The sequence below is a fragment of the Mesorhizobium sp. W016 genome (assembly GCF_054719485.1).
This window is the reverse complement of the sequence record NZ_JBTTIF010000002.1, coordinates 3,735,074-3,761,271: the sequence shown is the minus strand read 5'-3', so window position 1 is coordinate 3,761,271 and position 26,198 is coordinate 3,735,074. Positions and strand designations below refer to the sequence as shown.

The following is a 26,198-nucleotide window of genomic DNA, read 5'->3' as shown; positions in this document are numbered from 1 at the left end:
TCGCGCAGGCTATGCCCCGATTCATGCAACAACCGTATGACGGTTGCGATTGGGCCAGCCAAAGGGCTAGCGTGCCGCGCCAATCACAGGAGAAAATCGTCATGGATCTCGGCATCAAGGGCAAGAAGGCCATCGTCTGCGCATCGAGCAAGGGGCTGGGCCGCGGCTGCGCCATGGCGCTGGCCGAGGCCGGCTGCGATCTCGTCGTCAACGGCCGCAATGCCGAGCTGCTGGCAAAAACCGCAGCCGAACTGCGCGAACGCTACGGCGTGAAGGTGACCGAGATCGTCGGCGACGTCTCGAAGCCCGACGTGCAGAAGGCGATCCTAGCCGCCTGCCCCGACCCGGATATCCTGGTCAACAACAATGGCGGCCCGCCCTTGCGCGATTTCCGCGAACTCGACCGCGCAAAGATCCTCGAAGGCGTGACGCAGAACATGGTGACGCCGATCGAACTGGTGCAGGCCGTCATCAACGGCATGGCCATGCGCGGCTTCGGCCGCATCGTCAACATCACCTCGCTGTCGGTCTACGTCCCGATTCCCGGCCTCGATCTGTCGTCCGGCGCGCGAGCCGGGCTGACCTCGTTCCTGGCCGGCGTGGCGCGCACGGTGATCGACCGCAACGTCACCATCAACAGCCTGCTGCCGGGCAAGCTCGACACCGACCGGCTGCGCGGCCCGCATGAGGCCGGCACGATGGAAGACCCGGCAGCGGCCGCAGCGCGCAAGACCCGCATCAGCGCCGACGTTCCGGCCAAGCGGCTCGGCACGCCGGAAGAGTTCGGCCAGATCTGCGCCTTTCTGTGCTCGGTCCATGCCGGTTATCTCACCGGCCAGAACATCCCCGTCGATGGCGGCCTCTATGTCAGCGCGTTCTGAAGGGCTCGATGGATAATCGGCAGGATTTCAGCGCAATCATTTGAAATAGTTCGATCTTTCCGGACCGGGTTGTTTTAGCCGCGCTTGCGTCATTTGGCGTCGCGAAAAACCATTTTTGCGTGCTAAAAGGCTGCAAAGCAGGTTTGAGGGAGCGGCCGCATGGAAGGCGAGAACAAGAAAACGGCACGTTCGGACCTCGACGAAGCCGCCCTCTACTTCCACAAGCATCCAAGGCCGGGAAAGCTCGAGATCCAGGCGACCAAGCCGCTCGGCAACCAGCGCGACCTGGCGTTGGCCTATTCGCCGGGTGTTGCCGCGCCCTGCCTCGAAATCCGCGACAATCCGGCAACCGCGGCCGATTATACAGCGCGCGCCAATCTGGTCGGCGTCGTCTCCAACGGCTCGGCCGTTCTCGGGCTCGGCAATATCGGCCCGCTCGCCTCCAAGCCGGTGATGGAAGGCAAGGCGGTGCTGTTCAAGAAATTCGCCGGCATCGACGTCTTCGACATCGAGATCGACGCGCCGGGCATAGAGCGCATGGTCGAGACGATCTCGGCGCTGGAGCCGACATTCGGCGGCATCAACCTCGAGGACATCAAGGCGCCCGAATGCTTCGAGGTCGAGGCGCAGTTGAAGGCCCGCATGGGCATTCCCGTCTTCCATGACGACCAGCATGGCACCGCCATCATCGTCGCCGCCGCCGTGCTCAACGGGCTGGAATTCGCCGGCAAGACCATTTCCGACATCAAGATCGTCACCTCAGGCGCCGGTGCGGCAGCGCTCGCCTGCCTCAACCTGTTGGTCTCGCTTGGCGCCAAGGTAGAGAATATCTGGGTCACCGACCGCTTCGGCGTCGCCTACAAGGGCCGCACCGACGAGATGGATCGCTGGAAAGACCCATATGTGAAGGACACCGAGGCGCGCACGCTGGCCGATGTGATCCCTGGCGCCGACGTTTTTCTCGGCCTGTCGGCCGCCGGCGTGCTGAAGCCGGAATTGCTTGATCATATGGCGCCTAAGCCGTTGATCCTGGCGCTGGCCAATCCCAATCCCGAGATCATGCCGGAGGTCGCGCGCGCCGCTCGTCCCGACGCGATGATCTGCACCGGCCGTTCCGATTTCCCCAATCAGGTCAACAACGTGCTTTGTTTTCCTTACATCTTCCGCGGTGCGCTGGATTGCGGCGCCAGCGCCATCAACGAGGAGATGAAGATGGCCGCGGTCCGGGCGATCGCCGCGCTTGCCCGCGAAGAACCATCCGACGTCGCCGCCCGCGCCTATTCCGGCGAGACGCCGATCTTCGGACCCGACTTCCTTATCCCCTCGCCCTTCGATCCCCGCCTGATCCTGCGCATCGCGCCGGCGGTGGCCAAGGCTGCCTGCGACACCGGCGTCGCGACCCGGCCGATCACCGACTTCGCCGCCTATATCGACCAGCTCAACCGCTTCGTCTTCCGCTCCGGCCTGGTGATGAAGCCGGTGTTTTCGTCGGCCAAGGCGTCGACCGCCAAGCGCGTCATCTATGCCGACGGCGAGGACGAGCGCGTGCTGCGCGCAGCCCAGGTGGTGCTGGAGGAAGGCATTGCCGAGCCGATCCTGATCGGCCGCCCGCATGTCATCGAGGTCAGGCTGAAGCGCTACGGCCTGCGTATCAAGCCGGGCGTCGATTTCGGCCTGATCAACCCGGAAGACGATCCGCGCTACCGCCATTATGTCGACCTGTTGATCGAGCTTGCCGGCCGGCGCGGCGTGACGACGGAGGCCGCGCGCACCATGGTGCGCACCGACAATACGGTGATTGCCGCGCTGGCGCTGAAGCGCGGCGATGCCGACGCCATGATCTGCGGCCTCGAGGGCCGTTTCGAGCGGCATCTGCGCAATGTGACGCTGGTCATCGGACCACGCGCGGGCGTCAAGGACCGCGACCTGTCGACGCTGTCGATGCTGATCTCGCAGCGCGGCATCATCTTCCTCACCGACACCCATGTCTCGGTCGACCCGACGGCCGAGGAGATCGCCGAAATGACCATTCTGGCGGCGGAGGAAATCCAGCGCTTCGGCATCGAGCCGAAGGCAGCGCTGCTGTCGCATTCGGATTTCGGCTCGCGCGATTCTCCCAGCGCGCTGAAGATGCGGCAGGCAGCGGCGATCCTGGCGCGCGTTGCGCCCGACCTGCAATGCGACGGCGAGATGCATGCCGATTTAGCCCTGTCGGAGCATCTGCGCCAGCGCGTCTATCCGCATTCGCGGCTGAAGGGCGAAGCCAATCTCCTGGTGTTCCCCAACCTCGACTCCGCCAACATCACGCTGACCGCGCTGCGCACGATGATGGACGCGCTGCATGTCGGGCCGATCCTGCTTGGCACCGACAAGCCGGCGCATATTTTGACGCCGTCGGTGACCTCGCGCGGCGTCGTCAACATGACGGCGCTTGCGGTGGTCGAGGCGGCGCACAAGGCGCAGGCGGTGGTTGATTTCAGCTGACGCCGTCAGCCAGGCGCGAAACGGTAATGCCCGGTCTGCCTGAAGGCGAACAGCGTGTCCTCTTGCCGAGCGCCCGCCCCGATATTGTGGATGACCAGCGGCCTTCCCGGCACGTCCGCCGAGCGTTCGGATGAGACGATGACGATGTGCGGCAGGTTGCCGGGCAGCATCTGGGTGACGATATCGCCCGGCTGAAAGTCGGGAGGATACTCGCTGGCGGGCAAGGAAACTCCGTTGCGCCCGAAAAATGCGGCAAGATTGCCGACCCGTCGGTGGTCGATGTTGCGGTCGGTCGCTTTCAGGCCCCAGGTCTTGGGGTAGGCGGCGAAATTGGCGGCCATATCCTCATGCACCAGTTTCTGCAGGTCGAGCTTGAAGGCGCGGCGATAGGCGCGGACAATGACGTCCGTGCACACGCCTCGATCCGGCGCGACATCGCCGCCGGGATAGTCGAGGCGGACATAGGTCGGGTCGTAGAATGTGGTGACGCCGATCTGCTCACGCGCGGCTTCGACCAATTTGCTGCGCCAGTCCGGAGCGGCTGGATTTTCCTGCGCCAAGGCTGCGGGCGCCGCCAGGCACAGGAGGCCGAACTGCAGTGCGGTTCGACGGGTAATCGCGGTCATGCCAGCTCCCCGGGGCATTGCTGGTTCGTGGGATAATTCCGGGGCGATTGCGCCTTTTTCATGCAGCGGTGAGATCGCACAGTTGCCGCTCTATCCAAACGCCTCCTGCAACGCGTCTATGGGCTAAGACCATCTTTGGTTGTAGATTGAGGGAACGGTTAACCGCGAATCCGGTAGACAGGCAGGCAAGCGGGGTTTCGGCCAATGACGGGCGGACGATGGAGGCTGAAGCATCTGGCTGCGCTGCTCGGCGCGCTTGTGCTTTCGGCCGTCGCCACCACTGAACCGCAGGCCGCCTCCCGCGTTTGCCGTCAACTGGAAGCCGAGCTTGCTTCTTCATCGAATGGCGGCGGCAATTCCAGCATGGTGCGGAAGTATGACAAGGCCATCTCCCGCCAGTTCGAACAGCTATCAAAGGTGCGCGGTCGTGCGAGCGATGCGAATTGCGGGTTTTCGCTGTTTTCGCGCAATGTCAGCCAATGTGCTGCGCTGAACAGCAGCATCGATCGCATGAACGCCAATCTCGATGCGTTGCAAGCCAAGCGCGCGCAGCTTGCCGGCGGCGGCTCGCGGGGCGACCGCGGCCGCATCCTGGCCGCGCTCGACGCCAATGGCTGCCGCGACGAGCCCGCGCCGCGCCGGGAGCCGCTGCAGGAAGCCAGCCGCGAACCCGACGACGGCAATCTGTTCGACCAGCTTTTCGGCGGCAACCGGCAGATCGACACGCTCGATCAGCCCGATGATCCCCGCGAGGAGCGCAATGTGCGCCGGGTGCTCAATCAGCCCGGCGTGCCGGATTTCCCGACGGTCGGCGGCGAGTTCCATACGAGCTGCGTGCGCACCTGCGACGGCTATTTCTTCCCGATGTCGAACTCGGCTTCGCTCGGCGATTTCGAGCGCGATCAGAAGAATTGCGAATCGAGCTGCCCCGGCACCGAAATGCAGGTGTTCTATTCGCGCGGCATGGAAGACGATTCGGCCAACATGACGTCGTCGGTGACCGGCAGGCCCTACAGCGAGTTGCCGACCGCCTATCTCTACAAACAGCCCAACATGTCGCGGCCGCTGGCTTGTGGCTGCAATGCGCAGGCCGGAAATTTCGAGATCATCGGCGGCAACCCGCCACCGCCCGAGCAATCGCAGCCTGATACCGAGACAACGCCATTCATTCCGGTGCCGGCGGCCAAACCCGATCCGGGCGCGGATCCGGAGACGCTGGCGAACGTACAAGGCGGGCTCGACCGCGCCGCCATCAAGCGCCTTGCCGTCAAGCCGGTGGTGTCGCCGGTGTCGCTGATCCCGCCGGACCAGCGCAAGGTCAGGGTCGTCGGGCCAGCGTTCCTTCCCGACCCAGCAGCGGCAATAGATCTGCAAGCTCCGGCCCGGAAGCAAGTCCGGTAAGCGCCAGTCTCAGCGGCATGAACAGCGCCTTGCCCTTGCGGCCGCTGGCTTCCCTGATCCTGGCCGTCCAGTCCTTCCACACCGTTCCGGTCCACGGCTCTTCCGGCAACAGGTCGAAGGCCTGCTGCAGGAAGTCGCGATCCTCGTCGGAAAATTCCGGCGCGGGCTGCGGGCCGTCGGCAAGGATGCGCCACCAGCCGACCGCGTCGCTCAGCCGGTCGAGATTGCCGCGCACCGCCAGCCAGAACGGCTCGGCCTTGTCGCCGGAGATGCCGAGCACGATCAGCCGATCCCGCGCCTCGGAAAACGGCATGTGGTGCATGAGCGCACGATTGAGCACGAACAGCTCGTCCGGGTCGAATTTGGCCGCCGATTTCGACGTGGCGGCGGGATCGAAGCGCGCGGCCAGTGCCGGCATGTCATGCACCGCCGCGACATTTTCCGAGGTGCCGACAAGGACGGCCAGCGAAGCCACAGCCATCGGTTCGATGCCCTCCTCGCGCAGGCTTTCGATCGACAGCGCACCGCTGCGCTTCGACAGGCCCTCGCCCGAGGCCGTGGTCAAGAGATTGTGGTGGCCGAAGACAGGCGGCTCGGCGCCCAATGCCTTGAACAGCGCGATCTGCACGCCGGTGTTGGTGACGTGGTCGTCGCCGCGGATGACATGGCTGACGCCCATCTCGATGTCGTCGACGACCGAAGGCAGCGTGTAGAGATAAGTGCCGTCCTCGCGCCGCAGCACCGGATCGGACAGTGAGGCCAGATCGACGGTTTCCTCGCCGCGCACCAGATCGTTCCAGTGCACTTCGGTGCGCTCGGGCTGCAGCGGATCGCTGGTGAAATTCGGCAGCAGAAAGCGCCAGTGCGGCCGGCGGCCATCGGAGCGGTATTCGGCGATCTGCTGCTGCGAAAGCGCCAGCGCCTCGCGGCCATAGACCGGCGGCAGGCCGCGCGTGCGGCGCACCTTGCGGCGCAGGTCGAGTTCTTCGGGGGTCTCGTAGCAGGGATAGACAACGCCGGCTCTCTGCAGCCGCTCCACCGCCGCGTCGTAAGTTTCGAAGCGCCGCGACTGGTATTCGGTGGCGTCGGGAAAAATCCCCAGCCAGTGCAGGTCGTAGAGGATGGCGTCGGAAAATTCCTGCCTCGAGCGGGCAATGTCTGTGTCGTCGAAGCGCTGGATGAAACGGCCCTTGTTGTTCATGGCAAACAGCCAGTTGAACAAGGCGGTGCGGGCATTGCCGATATGAATGCGGCCGGTTGGTGAGGGGGCAAAACGGACGGTAACTGTCATGGGCGGGGCGTAACGGATGCTCTTGGAATTGACAAGACGCGCCCCCGCGCGACGCCAAAGACATAATGCACGCCAGCTAAAATGAAAAGGCTGTGAGCCAGAATCCGGCCGGGCCTGTCTCGGGTGAACCGCTCACCAGCGGTCCACGCCGGCAGAATCGGGCTTTCCTCAGCCGCTTTTTGTCCCCGTTATCCACATATGTGACACACAAGATGTTGCGGTCACAAAAGCTACGCAAACGAATCCTTGACGACGCAAACCGAGTCGCCTTTTATGTGCCATGTGCTCTTGTTGAGGGCGCGACCGGAGAGTTTCGAGCCCGGTCATTTCCCCGGATTTTGTGCGTTTTGGCCATGATTTCCGCCTGTTTACGAGGCTGGCGGAAGCGTTGGATCGTGGGGGCTTCGGGAGCGAAAAGGGAGATTTGTCGGACTGGAATAAATTGTCTGTTAACACTATATTTAGTGTTTGCAGGCAGGTTCGACGCTAGATAGTGTGAATTTCCCTCGGTCGAGGGAATCGAGGAAGAATTCAGTTTTGAGGGACCCGCAGGGTTCGGCGCAGAGTTGGAACAGCGGCTTCGTAAGAAGCTCGACCAGCAAGGCGATGAAGACTGCCACAAGGAGAGCCGGTGTTTTCGAACGCCGGCAGACGGCGGACATGCGCGTTTCGCATTGGGGGCAGAAATCCCCGGGGAAAAGCGCTATATATAGACAAAAGGGACCGGACCAATGCGCATCGAGCGTCGTTTCACCAAGCCAGGCCAATCAGCTTACGCGGAGATCGAATTCCGCAAGGCGCTTTCGGAGATCAAGAATCCGGACGGCTCGGTGGTGTTCCGCTTGGACAATATCGATGTGCCGGCGCAGTTCTCGCAGGTTGCCGCCGACATCCTGGCGCAGAAGTATTTCCGCAAGGCCGGCGTGCCCGCGCGCCTGAAGAAGGTCGAGGAGAACGACGTCCCCTCCTTCCTGTGGCGCTCCGTCGCCGACGAGGCCGAGCTTGCCAAGCTGCCGGAAGCCGAGCGCTACGGTTCCGAAATCGACGCCCGCCAGGTCTTCGACCGGCTGGCCGGCACCTGGACCTATTGGGGCTACAAGGGCGGCTACTTCAAGTCGGAAGAAGACGCGAGCGCCTTCCGCGACGAACTCGCCTATATGCTCGCCACCCAGCGCGTTGCGCCGAACTCGCCGCAATGGTTCAACACCGGCCTGCACTGGGCCTACGGCATCGATGGTCCGAGCCAGGGCCACTATTATGTCGACCCGTTTACCGGCAAGCTGACCAAGTCGAAGTCCTCCTACGAGCATCCGCAGCCGCATGCCTGTTTCATCCAGGGCGTGCAGGACGATCTCGTCAACGAAGGCGGCATCATGGACCTGTGGGTGCGTGAAGCGCGCCTGTTCAAATACGGCTCGGGCACCGGCTCCAATTTCTCCATGCTGCGCGGCGAAGGCGAAAAGCTGTCGGGCGGCGGCCGTTCGTCCGGCCTGATGAGCTTCCTCAAGATCGGCGACCGCGCGGCGGGCGCCATCAAGTCGGGCGGCACCACGCGTCGTGCGGCCAAGATGGTCATTGTCGACGCCGACCATCCCGATATCGAGGAATTCATCGACTGGAAGGTCAATGAAGAGCAGAAGGTGGCGTCGCTGGTCACCGGCTCCAAGATCGTGAAAAAACATCTCGAAGCGATCATGAAGGCCTGCATCAATTGCGAAGGCCATGATGACGATTGCTTCGACCCGTCGATGAACACCGCGCTGAAGCGCGAGATCAAGGCGGCCAAGAAGTCGGCGGTGCCAGAGAACTACATCTACCGCGTCATCCAGTTCGCCAAGCAGGGCTACACCTCGATGTCGTTCAAGACCTACGACACCGACTGGGATTCCGATGCCTACCTCACTGTGTCCGGCCAGAACTCCAACAATTCGGTGTCGCTGAAGGACAATTTCCTGCGCGCCGTCGAGGAGGATGCCGACTGGCACCTGACCGCCCGCAAGGACGGCAAGGTGCTGAAGACGCTGAAGGCACGCGACCTCTGGGAAAAGATCGGCTACGCCGCCTGGGCTTCGGCCGATCCGGGCCTGCATTTCAACACGACGATGAACGACTGGCACACCTGCGCTTCGGCCGGTGCGATCCGGGCCTCCAATCCGTGCTCGGAATACATGTTCCTCGACGACACGGCCTGCAACCTGGCCTCGATCAACCTGCTCCCCTACCGCAACGCCGACGGCACGATCGACATCGCCGCCTATGAGCACACGGTGCGGCTGTGGACAGTCGTCCTCGAAATCTCGGTGATGATGGCGCAGTTCCCGTCGAAGGAGATCGCCAAGCAGTCCTACGAATACCGCACGCTCGGCCTCGGCTATGCCAACATTGGCGGCCTGCTGATGACGTCCGGCATTCCCTATGATTCCGACGAGGGCCGCGCCATCTGCGCAGCACTCACCGCCATCATGACCGGCGTCGCCTATGCAACCTCGGCCGAGATGGCCGGCGAGCTCGGCGCCTTCGCCGACTACGACCGTAACGCGCAGAACATGCTGCGCGTCATGCGCAACCATCGCCGTGCCGCCTATGGCGAGAAACAGGGCTACGAGAAGCTCGCCGTCAATCCGGTGCCGCTGGTCGCGTCCGACCTGAAGCAGCAGGAATTGGCCACGCACGCCAAGGCTGCCTGGGACCGCGCCATCGAACTCGGCGAAGAGCATGGCTACCGCAATGCGCAGGCGACCGTGATTGCGCCGACCGGCACGATCGGCCTGGTCATGGATTGCGATACCACCGGCATCGAGCCCGACTTCGCGCTGGTGAAGTTCAAGAAGCTTGCCGGCGGCGGCTATTTCAAGATCATCAATCGCGCCGTGCCGGAAGCGCTGCGCACGCTGGGTTACTCAGAAAGCCAGATCGCCGAGATCGAGGCCTATGCGGTCGGTCACGGCAACATGAACCAGGCGCCGGCGGTCAACCCCGGCTCGCTCAAGGCGAAGGGCTTTACCGATGACAAGATCGCGGCGCTTAACGCAGCACTGAAGTCGGCCTTCGACATCAAGTTCGTCTTCAACCAGTGGACGCTCGGCGCCGACTGGGTGAAGGAGACGTTCGGCTTCACCGATGAGCAGCTCAACGACTTCTCGTTCGAGATGCTGCCGGCGCTCGGCTTCTCCAGGAAGGACATCGAAGCCGCCAACATCCATGTCTGCGGTGCGATGACGCTGGAAGGCGCGCCCTTCCTCAAGGCCGAGCATCTCGCGGTGTTCGACTGCGCCAGCCCGTGCGGCAAGATCGGCAAGCGCTCGCTGTCCATCAACAGCCACATCCAGATGATGGCGGCGGCACAGCCCTTCATCTCCGGCGCCATCTCCAAGACCATCAACATGCCCAACGATGCGACGGTGGAAGACGCCAAGGGCGCTTACATGCTGTCGTGGAAGCTGGCGCTGAAGGCCAACGCGCTCTATCGCGACGGCTCGAAGCTGTCGCAGCCGCTCAATTCGTCGCTGCTCGCCGACAGCGAGGATGACGAGGACGACGCGGTCGAGCAGTTGATCGCTGCGCCCGCTTCACAGCGCGCCGTGCAAGTGACCGAGAAGATCGTCGAACGCGTCATCGAACGGCTCTACCGCGATCGTGAAAAACTGCCGAACCGCCGCAAGGGATACACCCAGAAGGCAGTCGTCGGCGGCCACAAGGTCTACCTACGCACCGGCGAATTCGATGACGGCCGCATCGGCGAGATCTTCATCGACATGCACAAGGAAGGCGCTGCTTTCCGGGCGATGATGAACAACTTCGCCATCGCCATTTCGCTCGGCTTGCAATACGGCGTGCCGCTCGAGGAATTCGTCGAGGCCTTCACCTTCACCAAATTCGAGCCGGCCGGCATGGTGCAGGGCAACGACGCGATCAAGAATGCGACGTCGATCCTCGACTACGTGTTCCGCGAACTCGCCGTGTCCTACCTCGGCCGCCACGACCTCGCCCATGTCGACCAGTCGGATTTCGACAAGACGGCGCTCGGACGCGGCATCAACGAAGGCAAGGCGACGCCGTTCTCGAAGGGCCTTACCCGCGGCGCCTCGCCGGTCAAGTTGGTGTCTGGCCTAGGTGGCGAACCCAAGGGTTTTGCCGGATCACCTGCCGCGGCCCCTGCCCGGGTCACCCCAACTGCGTTCTCAGGCTCCAATGTGCTGGCGCTTAAACCAGCAAGCGACGAAGCCATCGCCTACAAGCGCGACTATGAGGAGCGAGCCAAGGAATTGGTCGAAGATATTGTTTCCGAGGAAGCAGCCGATCCCACCGGGTTGTTCACCGACGAAGCAGCGAAAGAAGCGGCCGAGGCAAAGGCGCTTGCCTCTACGCGGCGTCAGCAATCCTTGATGCAAGGCTACACCGGCAACGAATGCTCGGAATGCCACAACTTCACCATGGTGCGGAACGGAACCTGCGAGAAGTGCGATACTTGTGGATCGACGAGCGGGTGCAGCTGAGAACTCATGCCGCCTCGGCTTACAGTCCGCGAAGTCATTCGCCTGCTGGAGACCGACGGTTGGTATCTGGTTGCAACCAAGGGCAGCCATCGCCAATATAAGCACAAAACCAAAGCCGGCCGCGTCACCGTGGCCGGCAAACCGTCTGAAGAGGTTGCGCCAGGAACACTGAACAGCATCCTCAAGCAGTCCGGTTTGAAGGAGTGATTGTATGCGTTACGCGGTGGTGATTGAAAAAGCAGGCAACAATTTCTCTGCCTATGTGCCGGACCTACCCGGCTGCATCGCAACTGGTGCTACCGTGCCAGAAGTAGAAATCGAAATTCGCGACGCTATACGCTTTCACATCGAGGGCTTGCGCGCCGATGGGCTGGAGGTGCCCAAAGGAATCAGTCTCGCTGAATATGTAGAGGCATAAGCGGTAACCTTCAGGACAACCTCCTACCGCGCCCTTAGCGTCTGCTCGTCGAACAACGGCTCGTCCTGCCCCGCCCGAACGAACAGCACCCTCCGCCCCTCACCCGCCGGCGCCTCGAAATACTGGATGCCATCAGGCATTTCGCCCCAGTCTCCGCAGGGCGGTTCGGGAACGTCATCACTCACCACCGCTTTCAGCTCTTTGGCATAGGCAGCATCAGGGCTGAATGTGTAGCGTTTGACGCCGGTGGGCACGGTGCCCTCGGTGTAGGGCGTCAGCACGCAGCGGGCGCTGACTGATTTGTCGGTCTTTTCCAGCAACAGGCGCAGCACCGCGGCCTCGGCGGTTTCGCCCGATTTGATGTCGAACACCTCGACCAGCGGATCGGGCGCGCCGCCATCGCTGTATTTGATGGCGAGTGCGCCGCCGACGAATTCGAAATGGATCTGGCGGAAGCCGAAATCGCATCGCTGCACCCAGGCGGCGAGGCCGACCGTCTTGTCGGTCAGTTTTTCCCAGACGCATTTGTCGATCGGCGGGCGCGATGGCGCCGGCTCGTCCGCCCGCGCTGCGGCTGATATCGTAGCCGAGGCAAACAGCGTGCAGATCCAGACAATCAGTCTCATGCGTTATTCATCGCTGCATCCTGTCAAAGTGAAGGCGTCCCAGGCCGAGCCGTCCGGATTGGCATTGGCGAAATCGGCAAATTCGGTGAAGGCCGCGCCGAAATCGGGCAGCAACAGCCCTTTCGGCGCCGGTGTCGCTTCGCGCGAATTCAGCTGCTCGGCGCCGCCTCCGGTCAAGGCATAGACCTGGCCCATCCATATCCGGCAGAGACCGCTGCCATCCTCCAGCCCCGCTTCGCGGTCGTCGTCGGTGCAGGCGTGGTGGATGGTGCCGAGCGGAAGCGAATTTTTGCCATTGGTCCAGGTGATGTCGGCCGGCAAGCGCGTGTCGGTGTTGGGCACGGTCACCGAAAACACTTCGGCCGTCAGTGCCGCCGGCTCATTGTTCAGCGGCCGGAATTGCATCACCGCGCCCGAACGCGGCTCGCGGTAGGTGGCATGGCTGAGCAGACATTCTTTTGCGCTCGCTGCCTGCACGGCGCCGAGCAGAGCCAGGGAAACGACAGCCAGCCTGCGGACGATCATTGGATGTCTTGTCATGAAAGTGGGCGCCTCAGATAAAACCGACCAGCCACGCCGCGCCGCCCAGAAACGCGGCCGAACAGACCCACAGCAGCCAAAGCCCGCGCACCCTGCATTCGAGCACTGCCGAGGCGGGGTTGGCTGGGTCGTAATGCACGTCGACCTTGCCGCCCTCGGCATAGCTGCGCCCTTGGCCGCTGACGAGGCCGGGCATTGAAGCGGTGACCGTGGCGCCGAAGGTGACGCGGTCTGAGGTGTAGTGCTGGCCTGCGACGCCGTAGCTGTACCAGATGCGGGATTTGAAAACGGTGCTCCAGCGTCGGTGGCCGCTGTAGTTTCGTAGCGCCTGCAGACCGGAGGAATTGATGCGGCCGGGCGCGACCGGCCATTTTGCCGCCTGCTCGGCAAGCGACTTCTGGACGAAGGCCATGCGCAGGATCATCAGGCCCATGAACAGCAGCAGCGCTCCGGCGCCGAGGTTCTGCGGCTTGGGCAGGTGCGGCCGGATCGCCTCCAGCACGCCACCGAGCGAAAACACCAGCACCACCGTGCCGATCACCAGCCCGGCCGAGAGCTTGACCATGAACTTGAAGGCGCCGTCCGGCAGGGTGCGTTCGATCACGGCCTTGCCCGGATCGGCCGGATTGTAGAAGACGGTCACTTCAGCGCCGGTGGGAAACTGCGCCAAGGTTTCGGTGACTTCGAAATTCCCCAGATTCTCCTTCACGCTGTAGCGCGAGCTTTGAAATTTCTTTTTACCGACCTTGTATTCGAAGGTGACCGCCGGAAAATTGCGCATCTCGGTGGTGTCGCTGCTGTCCGAGCCGACGCCCGACCTTCTGACTTCGCGCGCCTCGACGCGCGACGAGATGATCTTGCCCGGCGCCGGCAGCCAGTGGCTCATCGCCTGCACCTCGCGCCATTTGACGAAGGTGATGAACGACAGACCGCCCGCGATCGCGCAGGCAAATCCGACAATCAGAAATTTGAGCTCTACGTCCACCGCGTCCCCCAGGAGTGCCGGAAGCTGCAAATAGATAGCACGGCGAAGGCAATGTCTTGATTATTCGCAAAGGACGAACCGCCCTTCCTCGGGTATCGAAGCCCCCTCAACTTTGTTAAGAGTCGCCCAAACTGTTAGGAGCCATGAGACCAGGATGACAGCACTGCGCGTTCTCTCGGATGCCTTCATTCCGGAACTCCCGAACCACTACAAAGGCAAGGTCCGCGAGAATTACGATCTGCCGGATGGCCGCCGCATCATCATCGCCACCGACCGGCTGAGCGCCTTCGATGTGATCCTGACCGCAATACCGCTCAAGGGAGAGCTGCTGACGCAGACGGCGCGCTACTGGTTCGAGGAAACGGCGGACATCTGCCAAAACCATGTGCTCGATTATCCCGACCCCAATGTCGTTGTCGGCACCAGGCTCGACATTCTGCCGGTGGAAATCGTTGTTCGCGACTATCTCGCCGGCACCACCAGCACTTCGGTGCTGACGAAATACAAGAACGGCGAACGCGATATGTACGGCATCCGCCTGCCGGACGGACTGCGCGACAATGAGAAGCTGCCGCAGGCCATCATCACACCGACCAGCAAGGCGCTCGATGGCGGTCATGACGAGCCCTTGACGCGCGACGAGATTTTGACGCGCGGCCTGCTGTCGGAAGAGCAATGGGACACAGTCTCGCGCTATGCGCTGGCGCTGTTTGCGCGCGGCAAGGCGCTGGCCGCCAAGCGCGGCCTGATCCTGGTCGACACCAAATACGAGTTCGGCACGGACAAGGATGGCACCATCATCCTTGCCGATGAAATCCATACGCCCGATAGCAGCCGCTACTGGCTTGCGGCAAGCTATGAGGAGCGCTTCAAGGCAGGCGAGCGGCCGCAAAGCTTCGACAAGGACTTTATTCGCGCCTGGGTAACCGCGCGCTGCGATCCCTACAAGGACCGTATTCCGAAAATCCCCGCCGAACTCATCGAGCAGACGTCGCGTGTCTATACGCAGGCCTTTGAGACCATCACCGGCAAGACCTTCACCGCTGATAGATCGGGAAAGACGGTGCTGGACCGCATTCGCGAGAACCTGCGCCCTTATTTCTGACGGCGGCTGGCGGCCGCCGGTCAACTTGCCGAGGTCGCGGACACGGACGGTTCTGGCGGAGCGCGCCACGTGCCGAGATATGATCCGCACAGGATGAGCGCGAAAGCCGCTACAATGCCGATATCGAGCGGCTCTGAAAGGACGAGCACGCCGGCTGCCACGGAGACGGCGGGCGCCACATAGGTTATGACGACCGCCCGTTCGGGGCCGATCTCCCGCACCAGCAGAAAATAGGTGGCGAAGGCGATCGCCGTGCAAAACACGCCAAGACCGAGGATTGCGCCAACCACCGTTGTCGACGGCATGGCCGCCGGCCAGGCCAACGCCGCCGGCACGGCGTAGATCAGCGCGGCCCCTGCCAGACAGACTGCCGTCAGCGAGGTTGCCGGCACATCGTTCAGCCAGCGCGACGCGATGATCGAACCCGAGGCATAGCAGGCCGCGGCCATGAGAATCTCGACGACCGCGAGAAATCCGCCACCCAAGGTCGGCAGCGCCAGCACGAAGACACCGGCAAAACCGAGGAAAAGACCGGTCCAGCGGCGTATCCCCAGCCGCTCATCCGAGCCCATCAGCTTTGAGAGCGCGACGGTTACCGCCGGCGTCATGGCAATCAGCAGTCCGGCGGTGGAACTGTCGATGCTGACTTCGCCATGGGTGATCAGCCCCCATGGCAGGATCATCTCGACCAGACAGAATGCGGCGACCGCCGGCCAATGTGTCTTCAGCCATCCGAAACTGCGCTGGACAAGGACGAAGGGCAGCAGCGCCAGGGCGCCGACGGCTGTTCGGGCAAAGACCAGGAAGGGCACCGACACCTCGGCAACCGCCAGCTTGATCAACAAATAGGGAATGCCCCACAGGAGGCTGAGCAGCACGAACAAAAACAGTCCGCGGCGCGTCATGACGGCCTCACAGCCAGAAAGGTGGTCCACTCTTCGCGATCGCGGCCGACGTTGAATTCGTCTCCGACAAGAACCAGCCCGGCGTTTTCGAGTCGGGCCGCGAAGTCGTCCCTGCGCCAGTAGACCGTATGATATTCGCCGCTCTTCTCGCCATCGCCAATGCGCATCGAGACGAGGAAGGCGCCGCCCGGCCGCAGCGACCCGGCAATCTTGGCAAGCACCTGGTCGGCCTGCTCGCGCGGCACGTGGATCAGGACGCACAATGCCAGCACCGCGTCGTAGGGGCCGCCGAGATCGTCGGTGATGAGATCGAGAAACTCACCATGCTTGCCGCGTGCGGCCTGCAACTCGAGAAACCGCTTCGTTGCGTCTGTGCGCCGAACCTGGACACCGAGCCCTTCGACGAAGTCCGCGTCGTATCCGGGTCCCGAACCGACTTCCAGAATCCGGCCACCTTTGCCGGCGATCTTCACCAGGCGCTTCAGCCATTTCTGTTCTCTTTGGTTCGGAACGTGCCGCACCAGAGCGTCGTAGCGTTCGGCATAGTCCTCATAGGCGTTGATCGTTTGGCGGCTCTTCGCCAGATCCTCGGATGGCACAGTCATCTTTCCCTCCCCTGGTCAAAGAGCTTGCTTAGCCAATGGTGCCGGGAGGCACGCGTCCGTCAAGCATACCGATATCCCTGAGGAAATGATCCGACAGCGAGCGGCGGTCGAGCAAGCCGCGCTTGCGAGGCCTGAACGGCGCGGTGAAGAGGTCGAGCACCGGGCGGCGAAGCGTGTTGTAGAGAGCGATGGTGGTGGTCATTGCCGTATCCTCAGGGTTTGATCCGATGAATGCAGCATGCCGTTTTCCGGGCTTGGTTTCCAATCGAACGTCGCGTAGTATGCATCAGCGGGATTGATGCGTCATGAGCTGGGAACTACCACCATTAGGAGCCATCAGGGTCTTTGAAGCCGCGGCCCGGCTGGGCAGTTTCACCAAGGCAGCCGAAGAACTCGGCATGACCCAATCAGCTGCCAGCTATCAGATAAAGGTGCTGGAAGAACGTGCCGGAACGCCGCTTTTCATAAGAAAAACAAGGCAGATCGCGCTGACCGAGGCCGGACAGCAGCTGGCGCCGCACGCAACAGGCGCGTTCTCGACCCTGGCCGACGCATGGGTCGCCACCAAGGGTGGAGCGACCGGCGTGCTGTCGGTGACGACCATGGAAACCTTCGCATCGAACTGGCTGGCCGTATGGCTTGGAACATTCCAGCTGATGCATCCCGATCTTGCCGTGAAGGTGAATACATCGCACGGGCTGGTCGATTTCACGCGCGGCGACATGGATGTCGGCATTCGCACCGGCAGTGGAAAATGGCCGGGCCTGACGGCTCACTATCTGTTCAAGGCGGACTATACGCCGATGCTCAGCCCGAGACTCGCCGAAAGCGTCGGCGGCATCCACCGCCCCGAGGATCTCTACCAAGTGCCGCTATGCTGTGCCGACGATCCCTGGTGGGAAATCTGGTTCAAGGCTGCCGGCGTGCCGTTCGAGCCCGATCGCGTCATCGCTGGCCCGAAGCTGGGTACGCAGGCCTATGATGCGATGGCGGCGCTGACCGACAAGGGCGCCGCGATCCTCACCAGAAACCTTTACAGCGCCCTGTTGGAAAAGGGCCAGTTGATACAGCCATTCGGCGTGCTTGGATCGGACGGCGACGGCTATTGGCTGGTGCATCTGGAGAGCCGCCGCAACGCGCCCAAAATCAAGGTGTTTCGCGACTGGGTGCTGGCGCAGACGGCAGAGATACGCGAACGCGAAAAGCGCGACAGCCCTCTAGGCACCGCGATAAAACTCGCCCCCGCCTCAACCCTCAGTCCTTGAAGGTCAACCCGTATCTTGCAACCTGTTCCTTCGGCATATCCGCAAGCGCCTGGCGCGTGGTGTAGCCGCCATAGATCACCTTGCCGTTCTTGATCATCCAGTCCTCGACGTCGGCCTCGGTCACCGTCATCCTGTCGCCCATCTTGTACTTGTTGCCATTGACCGGGACGTCGGCGAGCAGGCCGATATAGGAGCCGTCGCTGTAGCCGACCAGCTGCAGCCAGATATGCTCGGTGGCGCCGTTCTGGGTCAGCGGGAATTTTACCGTGTAGGTGCCGGGTGTGCCGGCGTCCATCAATTCGTGGAAGCGCTTGAGGGTCGAGCGGCCGCTGTCCTTGGCGGCCTGCATCGCCTTGTCCTCGGTGGAATAGGACACGACGTTCTGCTTCGACTCCGCCAGCGAAGCGCCACTTCCGCCCGGCATGTGGCCGAGCGAACTGAAAAACCCGTAGCCGACGGCGGCGGCAAGTGCGACAGCCACAACTGGATTGCGCAATGGATCCCTCCGAAAACCCGATCACGGGCACGTTACCGGAAGGCTGTTGCGATACCGCTAAAGGACACAGTGAGCGGATCGTTAGCGAGACGCTGAAAATTCAACCCAAGGCGCAGCGGCAGGCAGCGCAGGCGCACCGGCACCGGCCTGACGTTCAGTCGGCGTCGGCGACGGTCGTCTGCCCGCCTGCCCATGCCCGCCAGGCGCGCTCGTCGCCATGGAAGACGTTGAGGTCGATGCGGCCGGTCACGCCGTGCGACAGGCCGGAGCCGGAGTACTGCCAGAACAGCCATTTGCGGCCGGGATAGACTTTTGAGGGATGCCGCGCCACGGCGCGCAGCCAGAACGGATAATCGAGAAACGCACCCTTGAGATTGTCGCGATAGAAATCCGGTGCGGTGTAGATGATGGGCCGCTGGCCGTAATGGCGCTCCAGCTTGTCCATGAACACCTTCATCTTTTCCAGCACGGTGGCCCGCGACGGCCGCCGCTTGCAGGAAGATTCGCCGTTCCACTCGACATCGATTACCGGTGGCAGCGCGCCTTCGACCCTCGGCACATTGCGGATGAACCAGTCGGCCTGCTCGCCCGCGGTGCGGCACCAGTAGAAGAAATGATACGCGCCGCGCTTCAGCCCGGCGGCGTCGGCATTGCGCCAGTTCTTCATGAACATCGGGTCGAGATGGTCGCCGCCATCGGTCGCCTTGATGTAGGCGAAGTTGGCGCCCTGGGCACGCAGCTTGCCCCAGTTGACATTGCCCTGCCAGCGCGAGACGTCGACGCCGTGGACGGCAAGGTAGCGTGGCGAAGCCTTGCCGAAATTGATCGGCTTGGCGTCGCGGAAACCGTAGCGGGTGACCGGCGAGGCCAGCATGGCCGGCGCCGCGCGCGTCAACCGCTTCGGCGCAGACATCAGAGCGGCGGGCTCGAGCTGTGGTCTGGTGCTCCCCTGCGGCGTGCCCGCGACGATGGCCTCTTCTTCCTCGACCATGGAAAAGGGCGGCGCATTGTCGGCCACAGCGTTGTCGGCCACCATGTCGGACCGCATCGGCGCGAGGTCGGCGGTCTCCGCCGGAGCCGCTGTGACCGGCGCGCTCGGACGCACGACCGAACTGGTCGTCTCGTTCGACGGCTGCAAGCCATCGACGCCCGCTGTGGACGAACAGCCGGCAAGCCACAGCGATGCCAACATGAAACTGACGACGCCTGAAATCCGCATCTGGACCTGTACGCAAAACACAACAGACCGAAGGCAAACAGACGCCGCCGGACAAACCGGCCTCGATTACTAACGAGAAATTACCAACAAAGTTTGAATCAAGTTATTAGGAATTGGCCGGGGTATGTTCGGCGGCCATAACCTACCTTCGTCATTCTAGGGCAAAGCAGTCGCGAAGCGACGTCGCGCAGACCCTGGAAATCCATGCCGTTACATCCATGGCATGAAGACGGTTCAAGATTGAGTTTGGGCGAAACGGGTCGAGCAAGGAAGCCATTCTCGACCGCGACATACTTCGGCCGACGTCACGGCGTGGATCCTCGGGTCAAGCCCGAGGACGACGAAGGATCATAGCCTTACCTTCCCAGCCATTGCTGCAAACAAGTCTTGGCCACCACATGCGCCGGTGGCACGGCGTCGGCGGCCGGGCGGCGGGCACGTTCGAGCAGCAGGCGAACCTGTTCGGGGCGCACGCGGTCACGCTCCATGACGAGGAGGACCATCGGATCGCTCAAAAGCTCGTCCAGGGTGCTGATTCTGTCGCTCATCGGTCGTCTCCTCGATACCGGCCCGCAGACGATAGATAGGCAGCCAATCATGGCCCGCCAATGACGCTTTGCCGGCTATGTCGTGGTTTCGGGATTAATTTCCGGTAAGGCCGGCGTCAGTTCGGAGGCGGCGCGCCTTCATGGTGCGGCAGGCCGTCATCGAGCTGCAGCCAGGGCTGCTTCGAGGCGGTCCACATATGCATTTCCGGCTTGAACAGCGAGGGATCGTCGAGCGAGCCGGTGGTGATGCCGACGATGCCGGCGGAGTCGCGTCGGGAAAACAGCGTGGTGCCGCAAGCGGCGCAAAAGCCGCGCTTGAGGTCCGGAGAGGTGTTGACCGTCGCCACCTCTCCCTCGACGGTGACATCGTCGATGCGAAACAAAAGGCGGGCGTTGAAGGCCGCGCCTATGACCTTCTGGCAGCGCCGGCAATGGCAGACGCGCTGGTTGAGCGGCGCCGCCTCGGTGCCGTAGCGCACTGCCCCGCAATGGCATCCGCCCTGGTATTTCGTCATCATTCGAACCCATCGCACTGAATGTCTCTTGAAGATATCGACAGGTACCTTTCGGTCAATTGAAAAGCCGTGATGGCGCCATCGATTGCGCCGATAGGACCAATCGCTGCGCCAAGGCTCCGTAGCTTCGCAGGCACAAAAAAGCCGACCGCCTCTTCGAGACGGCCGGCATGTATCTCAGGCAAGCTATTTCGTTTCGCTGAGGACTTCGTCCCAGGTCTTCACCTTGGTTTCGCCATTGAGGAAGGGCAGTGCCGCGGCCGTCAGCTCCGGTGCGAAGAAGACGTCGTAGTGGGTGCGGTTGGGAATGATGGCCAGCCGGTTCTGCGACAGGTTCTCACGCATCCAGCCGGCATCCTTCAGCCCGCCGCCGAGCATCTGGTAGAACTTGATCTCGTGCTCGGGCTTGTACATGTCGCTGTCGCCATAGGCCAGCATAACTGGCATCTTCAGCTTCGCCACATCGGCGGAATAGTCGTAATCCTTGCGCATGAAATTGCCCAGCGCATCGAGCAGTTTAGGGAAATCGTCGGGACGTAGGGCGACGGCGACGTAAGATTTGTACATCGGCGTGTCCTTCATGAAATCGGCGGCGGCCGCGCTCACCTGCGCCTGCTGGCCGCGCATCTCGTCATAGAAGCCATTGGCGGCGAAGCCGGTCGAGACCAGGACCAGACGTCTCACCGTCTCGGGATGCTGGACGGCCATGCGGAAGGCGACGCCGCCGCCCAGCGAATAGCCAAGCACGTCGACCTTGTCATAGCCGAGCGCCTTGACGATACCAGCCATGTCGTCGCCCATCCCCTCCAGGCTGAAGGGTCGCTCGCCGAGCGCGGTGCGGCCATGGCCCTGCAGGTCGACGGCAATGATGGTGCGGTTTTCCGCCAGTCTAGGCAGCAACGGCGCGAACATGTCGGACGTGCCAAGGCCGCCATGCAGCAGAAGCAGCGGTTCGCCCTTGCCGTAGACGGCATAGTAGTAATTCAGGCCGTCGATCGGCAGCAGGCCGGACTTTTCCGGCTTCGGCATGGCTGTTGCTTCGGTGGTCATGGCGGGCTTGGTCTCCTCTGCATTGGCTGGGCCGGGCGCTGCAAACAAGGCAGCGACCGAGGCAAGAATGGCGAAATAGATTCGTCTGGACATGTCGGTCTCCTTGGGTTCCGCCCCAAGGACGAGCGAGCACGCCGCGTGCCGACATGCCCTGCGAAAAAATCCGCGGAAGAATGATCGGTTTGGCTGTTGTCGATCGGGTCGCGCGCCTCAGTGGCGCTTGGCCTGCACCAGATAGGCGTCGATCTCGGTCTCGCCGAGCCATTTGGCGGCTTCCAGCCGGTGCAGGCCCTCGACCAGGATGTGGCGCTTGCCGTCATTGCGAACCTGGATCGGCGTCTTCATGCCGTTTTCCAGTATGTCTTCGGCCAGGTGCCGGACCGTTTCGGGATGCAGCGTCTTCTTGCGCGCCGTCGGCACGTAGATGTCGTCGACCTTGACCTTCTGCACTCTCAGCATGCCGGCTCCCGAGGCGGAAAATGCCGCCTCGCCTGAGATAGTCGGTTTGCCGGGTGCGGCCAAGAGCGGCCAAGCAATTGTGTCGTATGCAATTGCTGGCCCGATCGTTTCCATTTGACGCTTGGCCGGCAGATGGCCGAAATGGCGGCCTGTCACTTTTCCGGTGTTCATGACCCATCTGCCAACCGAATTTCCCGATTTCGGACTGACGCCCGAGCAGCGCCGCGAGGCAGTGCGCGGCCATTACTATGAATGGCCGGGAATGGACGGCGAGCGGGGCGAGATCTGGTGTTATTCCAACCGATTTTCCTACCGCGCCGGCGAGACCGTGACGCTGCATGTCAGCTCGACGGCGCCGCGCTTCAGCATTGTCATTGTCCGCGACGGCGGCATCGAGACAAAGGTCTTCGAGCAAACGGGGCTTTCGGCGCGCTGGCAGGATACGCCCGACCAGTGCTCGGTCGAAGGCTGCGGCTGGGAGGCGTCTTTCGAATTTCGCATCGGCAACGATTGGCCATCCGGCGCCTATCGGCTGACGCTGACGGCGGACGGGCGCGACGGCAAAGCTATCCTTTGCCACCACCTCATCATCGTCGCGCTCCTGCCCGGCAGCAAACCCGGTCGCGTGCTGCAGGTGGCGGCGACCGGCACCTGGCTGTCCTACAACACATGGGGCGGCTCCAACGCCTATCAGGGCATCACCGGCCCGGGCCGCGACCAGTATGCGCGCATGGTGTCGACGCAGCGGCCTTGGTGCCGTGGCTTCGTGGTGTTGCCCAAGGACGCGCCGCGCGTGCCGCTGGAGGTTGCCGTGCCGCCGAAAACAGTGCCGCGCTATCCGCATATGGAATGGGCGTACGCCACGGGACATTCGAAGAAATACACCTCCTCCGGCTGGGCGAGCTATGACAGCCACTTCTTCCGCTTTGCCGAGCGCGCCGGCTATGGCGTCGATCTCGCCAGCCAGCACGATTTGCACTTCTCGCCCGAAATCCTCGATGGTTATGACTGTGTGGTCTTCGTCGGCCATGACGAGTACTGGACCTGGGAGATGCGGGACGCCGTCGACAGCTACGTCGAGCGCGGCGGCCATGCGGCGCGCTTTGCCGGCAATTTCATGTGGCAGACAAGGCTCGAGGACGAAGGCCGCCGGCAGGTCTGTTACAAATACCGCGCGCGGGCCGAAGACCCGGCCTATGGCGGCGACGTCACCCGCGCCACCAACTCCTGGGAAGCGCCTGAGATCGGTCGTCCCGGCGCAATGACGTTCGGCCTCAACGCGACGCGCGGCGTCTATGCCGGCTGGGGCGGATGCGCACCGCGCGGCGTGCGCGGCTTTCCGGTCTATCGGCCCGAGCACTGGGCCTTTGCCGGCACCGGCATGTACTATGGCGACCTGCTCGGCGCCGACAGCCATGTCTATGGCTATGAGGTCGACGGGCTCGATTTCGAGATCCGCGGCGGCCTGCCCTATCCGACACCGGACAGCGGTGCGCCTGACGGGCTGCAGGTGCTGGCCGTCGGCATGGCGAGCCAGGTCGAGGAAAGCGCCGATATCCCGATCGAGGACCAGTTTCTCACCGACGAGGATGGCCGCTTTACGGCCGAAACGCTGTTTGGCGAGGCGACCGACGCCAATCTGGAAAAGGTCAAACGCGGCAACGGCATGATCGTCAATTTCCCGCGCGGCAAGGGCGAGGTTTTCCACGCCGGAAGCTGCGAATGGGTCGCCGGCCTGCTCAGGCAGGACCCGATGGTCGAGCGCGTGACCAGGAATGTAATCGATCGCTACCTCGGAAAGTCCTGACATGCAGAAGCCCTCATCAACTGGTTCAGAAACGCGCGCGCCCTCGCACCTGTTCTACCTCTCCAGCCTGCGCCGGCCGCTGATCGACCGCGCCGAAGGCATTTATATGTGGACGCAGGACGGCCGCCGCTTCATCGACGGATCGAGCGGGCCGATGGTCGCCAATATCGGCCATTCCAACCGCAACGTGCTCGACGCCATGAAGCGGCAGATGGACCGCGCCACCTTCGCCTACCGGCTGCATTTCGAGAACGAACCGGCGGAAGAACTGGCGCGGGAACTCGCCGGCAAACTGCCGGAGGGCATGGACCGAATCTTCTTCGTCTCCGGCGGTTCGGAGGCGACGGAATCCTGCATCAAGCTGGCGCGGCAATGGGCGGTCGCGACCGGCCAGCCGAAGCGCTGGAAGGTTATCACGCGTTTTCCCTCCTATCATGGCGGCACGCTGGGTTCGCTTTCGATAACCGGCGACGATGCGCTGGCCGAAACGTTCACACCGATGATGCGGGTGATGCCGACCGTGCCGGCGCCGACGGCATGGCGCGACCGCGACAATCTTTCGATGGAGCAGCGCGGCGTCCGCTATGCCGACATGCTGGAGGAGAAGATCCAGGCCGAGGGTCCGGACAGCGTGCTCGCCTTCATCATGGAGCCGATCGGCGGTGCGGCGACTTCGGCCCTCGTCGCACCGGACAGCTATTATCCGCGTATAGGCGAGATCTGCGACCGCTACGGCATCCTGCTCATCCATGATGAAGTGATGAGCGGCGCCGGCCGCACCGGAAAATTCCTTGGCGGCGACCATTGGAACTGCAAGCCCGACATCGTCGCGCTGTCGAAGGGGCTTGGCTCCGGCTATGCGCCGCTCGGCGCGCTGGCCGCCCCGATGCGGCTGGTCGAGCCGCTGCTGGCGTCGGGCGGCTTCCAGCATGGCCACACCTATGCTGGCAATCCGCTCGCCTGCGCGGCCGGGCTCGCCGTGCTCGGCGAGATGGACCGCCTCGACCTGATCGCCAATGCCGCCGCGATGGGCGACGTGCTGATGGACGGGCTGAAAGGGCTGGCGAAGCGTTTTCCGTTCATCGCCGATGTCCGAGGCAAAGGCCTGCTCACCGGCGCCGAGATGGTTGCCGATCCCGAAACTCTACGGCCGATCGAACAGGGCAAGAAAGCCACGCAGCGCCTGCTCGACCTCGCCTACGAGCGCGGGCTGATCATCTACGGCCGCAGGGTCAAGGGCGGTGTCGACGGCGACAATTTCATGGTGGCGCCGCCGATGATCGTCACGGCTGAAGAGGTCGGCGAGATCATTTCCATCATCGGCGATTCGCTGGAAGTTCTGGCCGCCGAACTCGACCTGCCGGTCGAAGGCTGAGGGCTAAAGAATGGCGCCGAGGAAAGTCATCATCACCTGCGCGGTCACTGGCTCGGTGCACACCCCGTCCATGTCGCCCTATCTGCCGGTGACGCCGGACCAGATCGCGACCGACGCCATCGCGGCGGCCGAGGCTGGCGCCTCAATCCTGCATCTCCACGCCCGCGATCCCAAAGACGGCCGGCCGACCGCCGATCCTGAGGTGTTCATGCAGTTCCTGCCGCGCATCAAGCAAGCGACCGATGCGGTGATCAACATCACCACCGGCGGTTCGTCGCTGATGACGCTCGACCAGCGGCTGGCGGCACCACTGCGGGCCGAGCCGGAAATGTGCTCGCTCAACATGGGCTCGATGAATTTCGCGCTGTTCCCGATGCTCGACAAGCCAAGGGAGTGGCAGCACGAGTGGGAACCAAAGCTGCTCGAAGCCACGCGCGACACCATCTTCAAGAACACCTTTGCCGATATGGAAGGCGTGCTCGAAAAGCTCGGCAAGGGCTGCGGCACGCGCTTTGAGTTCGAATGCTACGATGTCGGCCATCTCTATTCGCTGGCGCATTTTCGCGACCGCGGGCTGGTGTCGGGGCCGCTGTTCATCCAGTTCGTGCTCGGCATTCTCGGCGGCATCGGCGCCGATCCCGACAATCTCATCCACATGAAGCGCATTGCCGACAAGCTGTTCGGCGACAGCTACCAGTTCTCGGTGCTCGCCGCCGGCCGCCACCAGATGCCGCTGATCTCGATCGCAGCGGCGATGGGCGGCAATGTCCGCGTCGGGCTGGAGGACAGTCTCTACGACGGACGCCAGCTGGCGAAATCCAACGCCGACCAGGTGCGCAGGATACGTGGCATTCTCGATGGCCTGTCGCTGGAGGTGGCCACACCGGCGGAGGCGCGGGAGATGCTGGCGCTGAAGGGTGGGGACCGGGTGGCGTTTTGAGATGATTGAGATGGCGGCGCCCAGTCGCACCCCCCTCTGTCCTGCCGGACATCTCCCCCTCAAGGGGGGAGATTGGATGTCGCCACGGCCTTCGCAAACTTCCAAAGTTGCAGGACGGACGGCAGCGCAGAAACTGCTGATCTCCCCCCTTGAGGGGGAGA

General features: G+C 62.9%; 25 protein-coding genes. 11 read left to right on the top strand and 14 right to left on the bottom strand.

Features of this window, described 5'->3' with window-relative positions; all coding sequences use genetic code 11:
• Window positions 1–101: 101 nt before the first annotated feature.
• Both ACYG9V_RS18665 and ACYG9V_RS18660 read left to right on the top strand, forming a co-directional pair.
• Window positions 102–881 carry an SDR family oxidoreductase gene (locus ACYG9V_RS18665; protein ID WP_023684939.1) on the top strand — a complete coding sequence of 260 codons (780 nt, stop codon included), beginning with the start codon at window positions 102–104 and terminating at the stop codon, window positions 879–881.
• 159 nt (window positions 882–1,040) lie between these two features.
• Window positions 1,041–3,365, top strand: a complete 2,325-nt coding sequence (locus tag ACYG9V_RS18660; RefSeq protein WP_460221995.1) for an NADP-dependent malic enzyme — start codon at window positions 1,041–1,043, stop codon at window positions 3,363–3,365.
• Between the two features lie 5 nt (window positions 3,366–3,370).
• Here ACYG9V_RS18660 and ACYG9V_RS18655 read toward each other — a convergent pair whose 3' ends face one another.
• A complete protein-coding gene (locus ACYG9V_RS18655; RefSeq protein ID WP_352764547.1) occupies window positions 3,371–3,991 on the bottom strand; it encodes a DUF1287 domain-containing protein in 621 nt (206 codons plus the stop codon).
• A 204-nt stretch (window positions 3,992–4,195) separates the two neighbouring features.
• On the opposite strand from ACYG9V_RS18655, the gene ACYG9V_RS18650 reads away from it, so the two are divergent.
• Entirely contained in the window at window positions 4,196–5,392 is a 1,197-nt protein-coding gene (locus ACYG9V_RS18650; RefSeq protein ID WP_352764544.1) for a DUF2865 domain-containing protein, read from the top strand.
• Here ACYG9V_RS18650 and gltX read toward each other — a convergent pair.
• Window positions 5,310–6,683 (bottom strand): glutamate--tRNA ligase, encoded by a 1,374-nt coding sequence (gene gltX, locus ACYG9V_RS18645; protein ID WP_023684934.1) that lies wholly within the window; start codon window positions 6,681–6,683, stop codon window positions 5,310–5,312. The two genes, ACYG9V_RS18650 and gltX, sit on opposite strands and share 83 nt — an antisense overlap.
• Before the next feature lie 731 nt (window positions 6,684–7,414).
• Between gltX and ACYG9V_RS18640 the strand changes: the two genes are divergently transcribed.
• The 3 genes from ACYG9V_RS18640 to ACYG9V_RS18630 are packed head-to-tail and all read left to right on the top strand — an operon-like array spanning window position 7,415 to window position 11,597.
• Entirely contained in the window at window positions 7,415–11,179 is a 3,765-nt protein-coding gene (locus tag ACYG9V_RS18640) for a vitamin B12-dependent ribonucleotide reductase (RefSeq protein WP_352764543.1), read from the top strand.
• Between the two features lie 6 nt (window positions 11,180–11,185).
• Window positions 11,186–11,386 carry a type II toxin-antitoxin system HicA family toxin gene (locus ACYG9V_RS18635; RefSeq protein ID WP_023669047.1) on the top strand — a complete coding sequence of 67 codons (201 nt, stop codon included), beginning with the start codon at window positions 11,186–11,188 and terminating at the stop codon, window positions 11,384–11,386.
• Between the two features lie 4 nt (window positions 11,387–11,390).
• On the top strand, window positions 11,391–11,597 hold the full coding sequence (locus ACYG9V_RS18630; protein WP_023669048.1) for a type II toxin-antitoxin system HicB family antitoxin: 207 nt from the start codon (window positions 11,391–11,393) through the stop codon (window positions 11,595–11,597).
• Window positions 11,598–11,620: 23 nt separating this feature from the next.
• Here ACYG9V_RS18630 and ACYG9V_RS18625 read toward each other — a convergent pair whose 3' ends face one another.
• The 3 genes from ACYG9V_RS18625 to ACYG9V_RS18615 are packed head-to-tail and all read right to left on the bottom strand — an operon-like array spanning window position 11,621 to window position 13,748.
• Window positions 11,621–12,223, bottom strand: a complete 603-nt coding sequence (locus ACYG9V_RS18625) for a hypothetical protein (RefSeq protein ID WP_352764541.1) — start codon at window positions 12,221–12,223, stop codon at window positions 11,621–11,623.
• A 3-nt stretch (window positions 12,224–12,226) separates the two neighbouring features.
• Entirely contained in the window at window positions 12,227–12,763 is a 537-nt protein-coding gene (locus ACYG9V_RS18620) for a hypothetical protein (protein ID WP_352764539.1), read from the bottom strand.
• Between the two features lie 13 nt (window positions 12,764–12,776).
• Entirely contained in the window at window positions 12,777–13,748 is a 972-nt protein-coding gene (locus tag ACYG9V_RS18615; protein ID WP_460221994.1) for a DUF3592 domain-containing protein, read from the bottom strand.
• 163 nt (window positions 13,749–13,911) lie between these two features.
• On the opposite strand from ACYG9V_RS18615, the gene ACYG9V_RS18610 reads away from it, so the two are divergent.
• Window positions 13,912–14,853: a phosphoribosylaminoimidazolesuccinocarboxamide synthase gene (locus ACYG9V_RS18610; protein WP_352711991.1), complete on the top strand. Its 942-nt coding sequence runs from the start codon at window positions 13,912–13,914 to the stop codon at window positions 14,851–14,853.
• A gap of 20 nt (window positions 14,854–14,873) precedes the next feature.
• Here ACYG9V_RS18610 and ACYG9V_RS18605 read toward each other — a convergent pair whose 3' ends face one another.
• Genes ACYG9V_RS18605 through ACYG9V_RS18595 form a run of 3 tightly spaced genes read right to left on the bottom strand, consistent with a single transcriptional unit; the run spans window position 14,874 to window position 16,565 of the window.
• Complete coding sequence (locus ACYG9V_RS18605; RefSeq protein WP_023669052.1) at window positions 14,874–15,758, bottom strand: DMT family transporter; 885 nt, start codon at window positions 15,756–15,758, stop codon at window positions 14,874–14,876.
• Complete coding sequence (locus ACYG9V_RS18600) at window positions 15,755–16,363, bottom strand: class I SAM-dependent DNA methyltransferase (RefSeq protein WP_023669053.1); 609 nt, start codon at window positions 16,361–16,363, stop codon at window positions 15,755–15,757. Before ACYG9V_RS18600 ends, ACYG9V_RS18605 begins: the two co-directional genes overlap by 4 nt.
• Window positions 16,364–16,391: 28 nt before the next feature.
• Window positions 16,392–16,565, bottom strand: coding sequence for a hypothetical protein (locus tag ACYG9V_RS18595; RefSeq protein WP_023669054.1), 174 nt, complete (start codon window positions 16,563–16,565; stop codon window positions 16,392–16,394).
• A 103-nt stretch (window positions 16,566–16,668) separates the two neighbouring features.
• Between ACYG9V_RS18595 and ACYG9V_RS18590 the strand changes: the two genes are divergently transcribed.
• Window positions 16,669–17,628: a LysR family transcriptional regulator gene (locus ACYG9V_RS18590; protein ID WP_023669055.1), complete on the top strand. Its 960-nt coding sequence runs from the start codon at window positions 16,669–16,671 to the stop codon at window positions 17,626–17,628.
• Here the strand turns inward: ACYG9V_RS18590 and ACYG9V_RS18585 are convergent.
• The 6 genes from ACYG9V_RS18585 to ACYG9V_RS18560 form a co-directional block, all read right to left on the bottom strand.
• Window positions 17,618–18,124 carry a DUF2314 domain-containing protein gene (locus ACYG9V_RS18585; protein ID WP_023684921.1) on the bottom strand — a complete coding sequence of 169 codons (507 nt, stop codon included), beginning with the start codon at window positions 18,122–18,124 and terminating at the stop codon, window positions 17,618–17,620. The two genes, ACYG9V_RS18590 and ACYG9V_RS18585, sit on opposite strands and share 11 nt — an antisense overlap.
• A 154-nt stretch (window positions 18,125–18,278) precedes the next feature.
• Complete coding sequence (locus ACYG9V_RS18580; protein WP_023684920.1) at window positions 18,279–19,343, bottom strand: glycoside hydrolase family 25 protein; 1,065 nt, start codon at window positions 19,341–19,343, stop codon at window positions 18,279–18,281.
• Between the two features lie 356 nt (window positions 19,344–19,699).
• On the bottom strand, window positions 19,700–19,891 hold the full coding sequence (locus ACYG9V_RS18575; RefSeq protein WP_023700831.1) for a hypothetical protein: 192 nt from the start codon (window positions 19,889–19,891) through the stop codon (window positions 19,700–19,702).
• A gap of 116 nt (window positions 19,892–20,007) precedes the next feature.
• Window positions 20,008–20,406 (bottom strand): GFA family protein, encoded by a 399-nt coding sequence (locus tag ACYG9V_RS18570; protein ID WP_023684918.1) that lies wholly within the window; start codon window positions 20,404–20,406, stop codon window positions 20,008–20,010.
• Between the two features lie 186 nt (window positions 20,407–20,592).
• A complete protein-coding gene (locus ACYG9V_RS18565; protein ID WP_352764534.1) occupies window positions 20,593–21,549 on the bottom strand; it encodes an alpha/beta fold hydrolase in 957 nt (318 codons plus the stop codon).
• Between the two features lie 117 nt (window positions 21,550–21,666).
• A complete protein-coding gene (locus ACYG9V_RS18560; protein ID WP_023694150.1) occupies window positions 21,667–21,915 on the bottom strand; it encodes a ParB N-terminal domain-containing protein in 249 nt (82 codons plus the stop codon).
• A 169-nt stretch (window positions 21,916–22,084) separates the two neighbouring features.
• Here ACYG9V_RS18560 and ACYG9V_RS18555 point away from each other — a divergent pair, with 169 nt between their 5' ends.
• From ACYG9V_RS18555 to ACYG9V_RS18545, 3 genes are read left to right on the top strand one after another with little or no spacing between them, the layout of a single operon-like run.
• On the top strand, window positions 22,085–23,722 hold the full coding sequence (locus tag ACYG9V_RS18555) for a N,N-dimethylformamidase beta subunit family domain-containing protein (RefSeq protein WP_352764532.1): 1,638 nt from the start codon (window positions 22,085–22,087) through the stop codon (window positions 23,720–23,722).
• Window position 23,723: 1 nt separating this feature from the next.
• Window positions 23,724–25,097 (top strand): aminotransferase family protein, encoded by a 1,374-nt coding sequence (locus tag ACYG9V_RS18550; protein WP_023834156.1) that lies wholly within the window; start codon window positions 23,724–23,726, stop codon window positions 25,095–25,097.
• A 10-nt stretch (window positions 25,098–25,107) separates the two neighbouring features.
• On the top strand, window positions 25,108–26,037 hold the full coding sequence (locus tag ACYG9V_RS18545) for a beta-keto acid cleavage family enzyme (RefSeq protein ID WP_023816557.1): 930 nt from the start codon (window positions 25,108–25,110) through the stop codon (window positions 26,035–26,037).
• Window positions 26,038–26,198 lie beyond the last annotated feature (161 nt).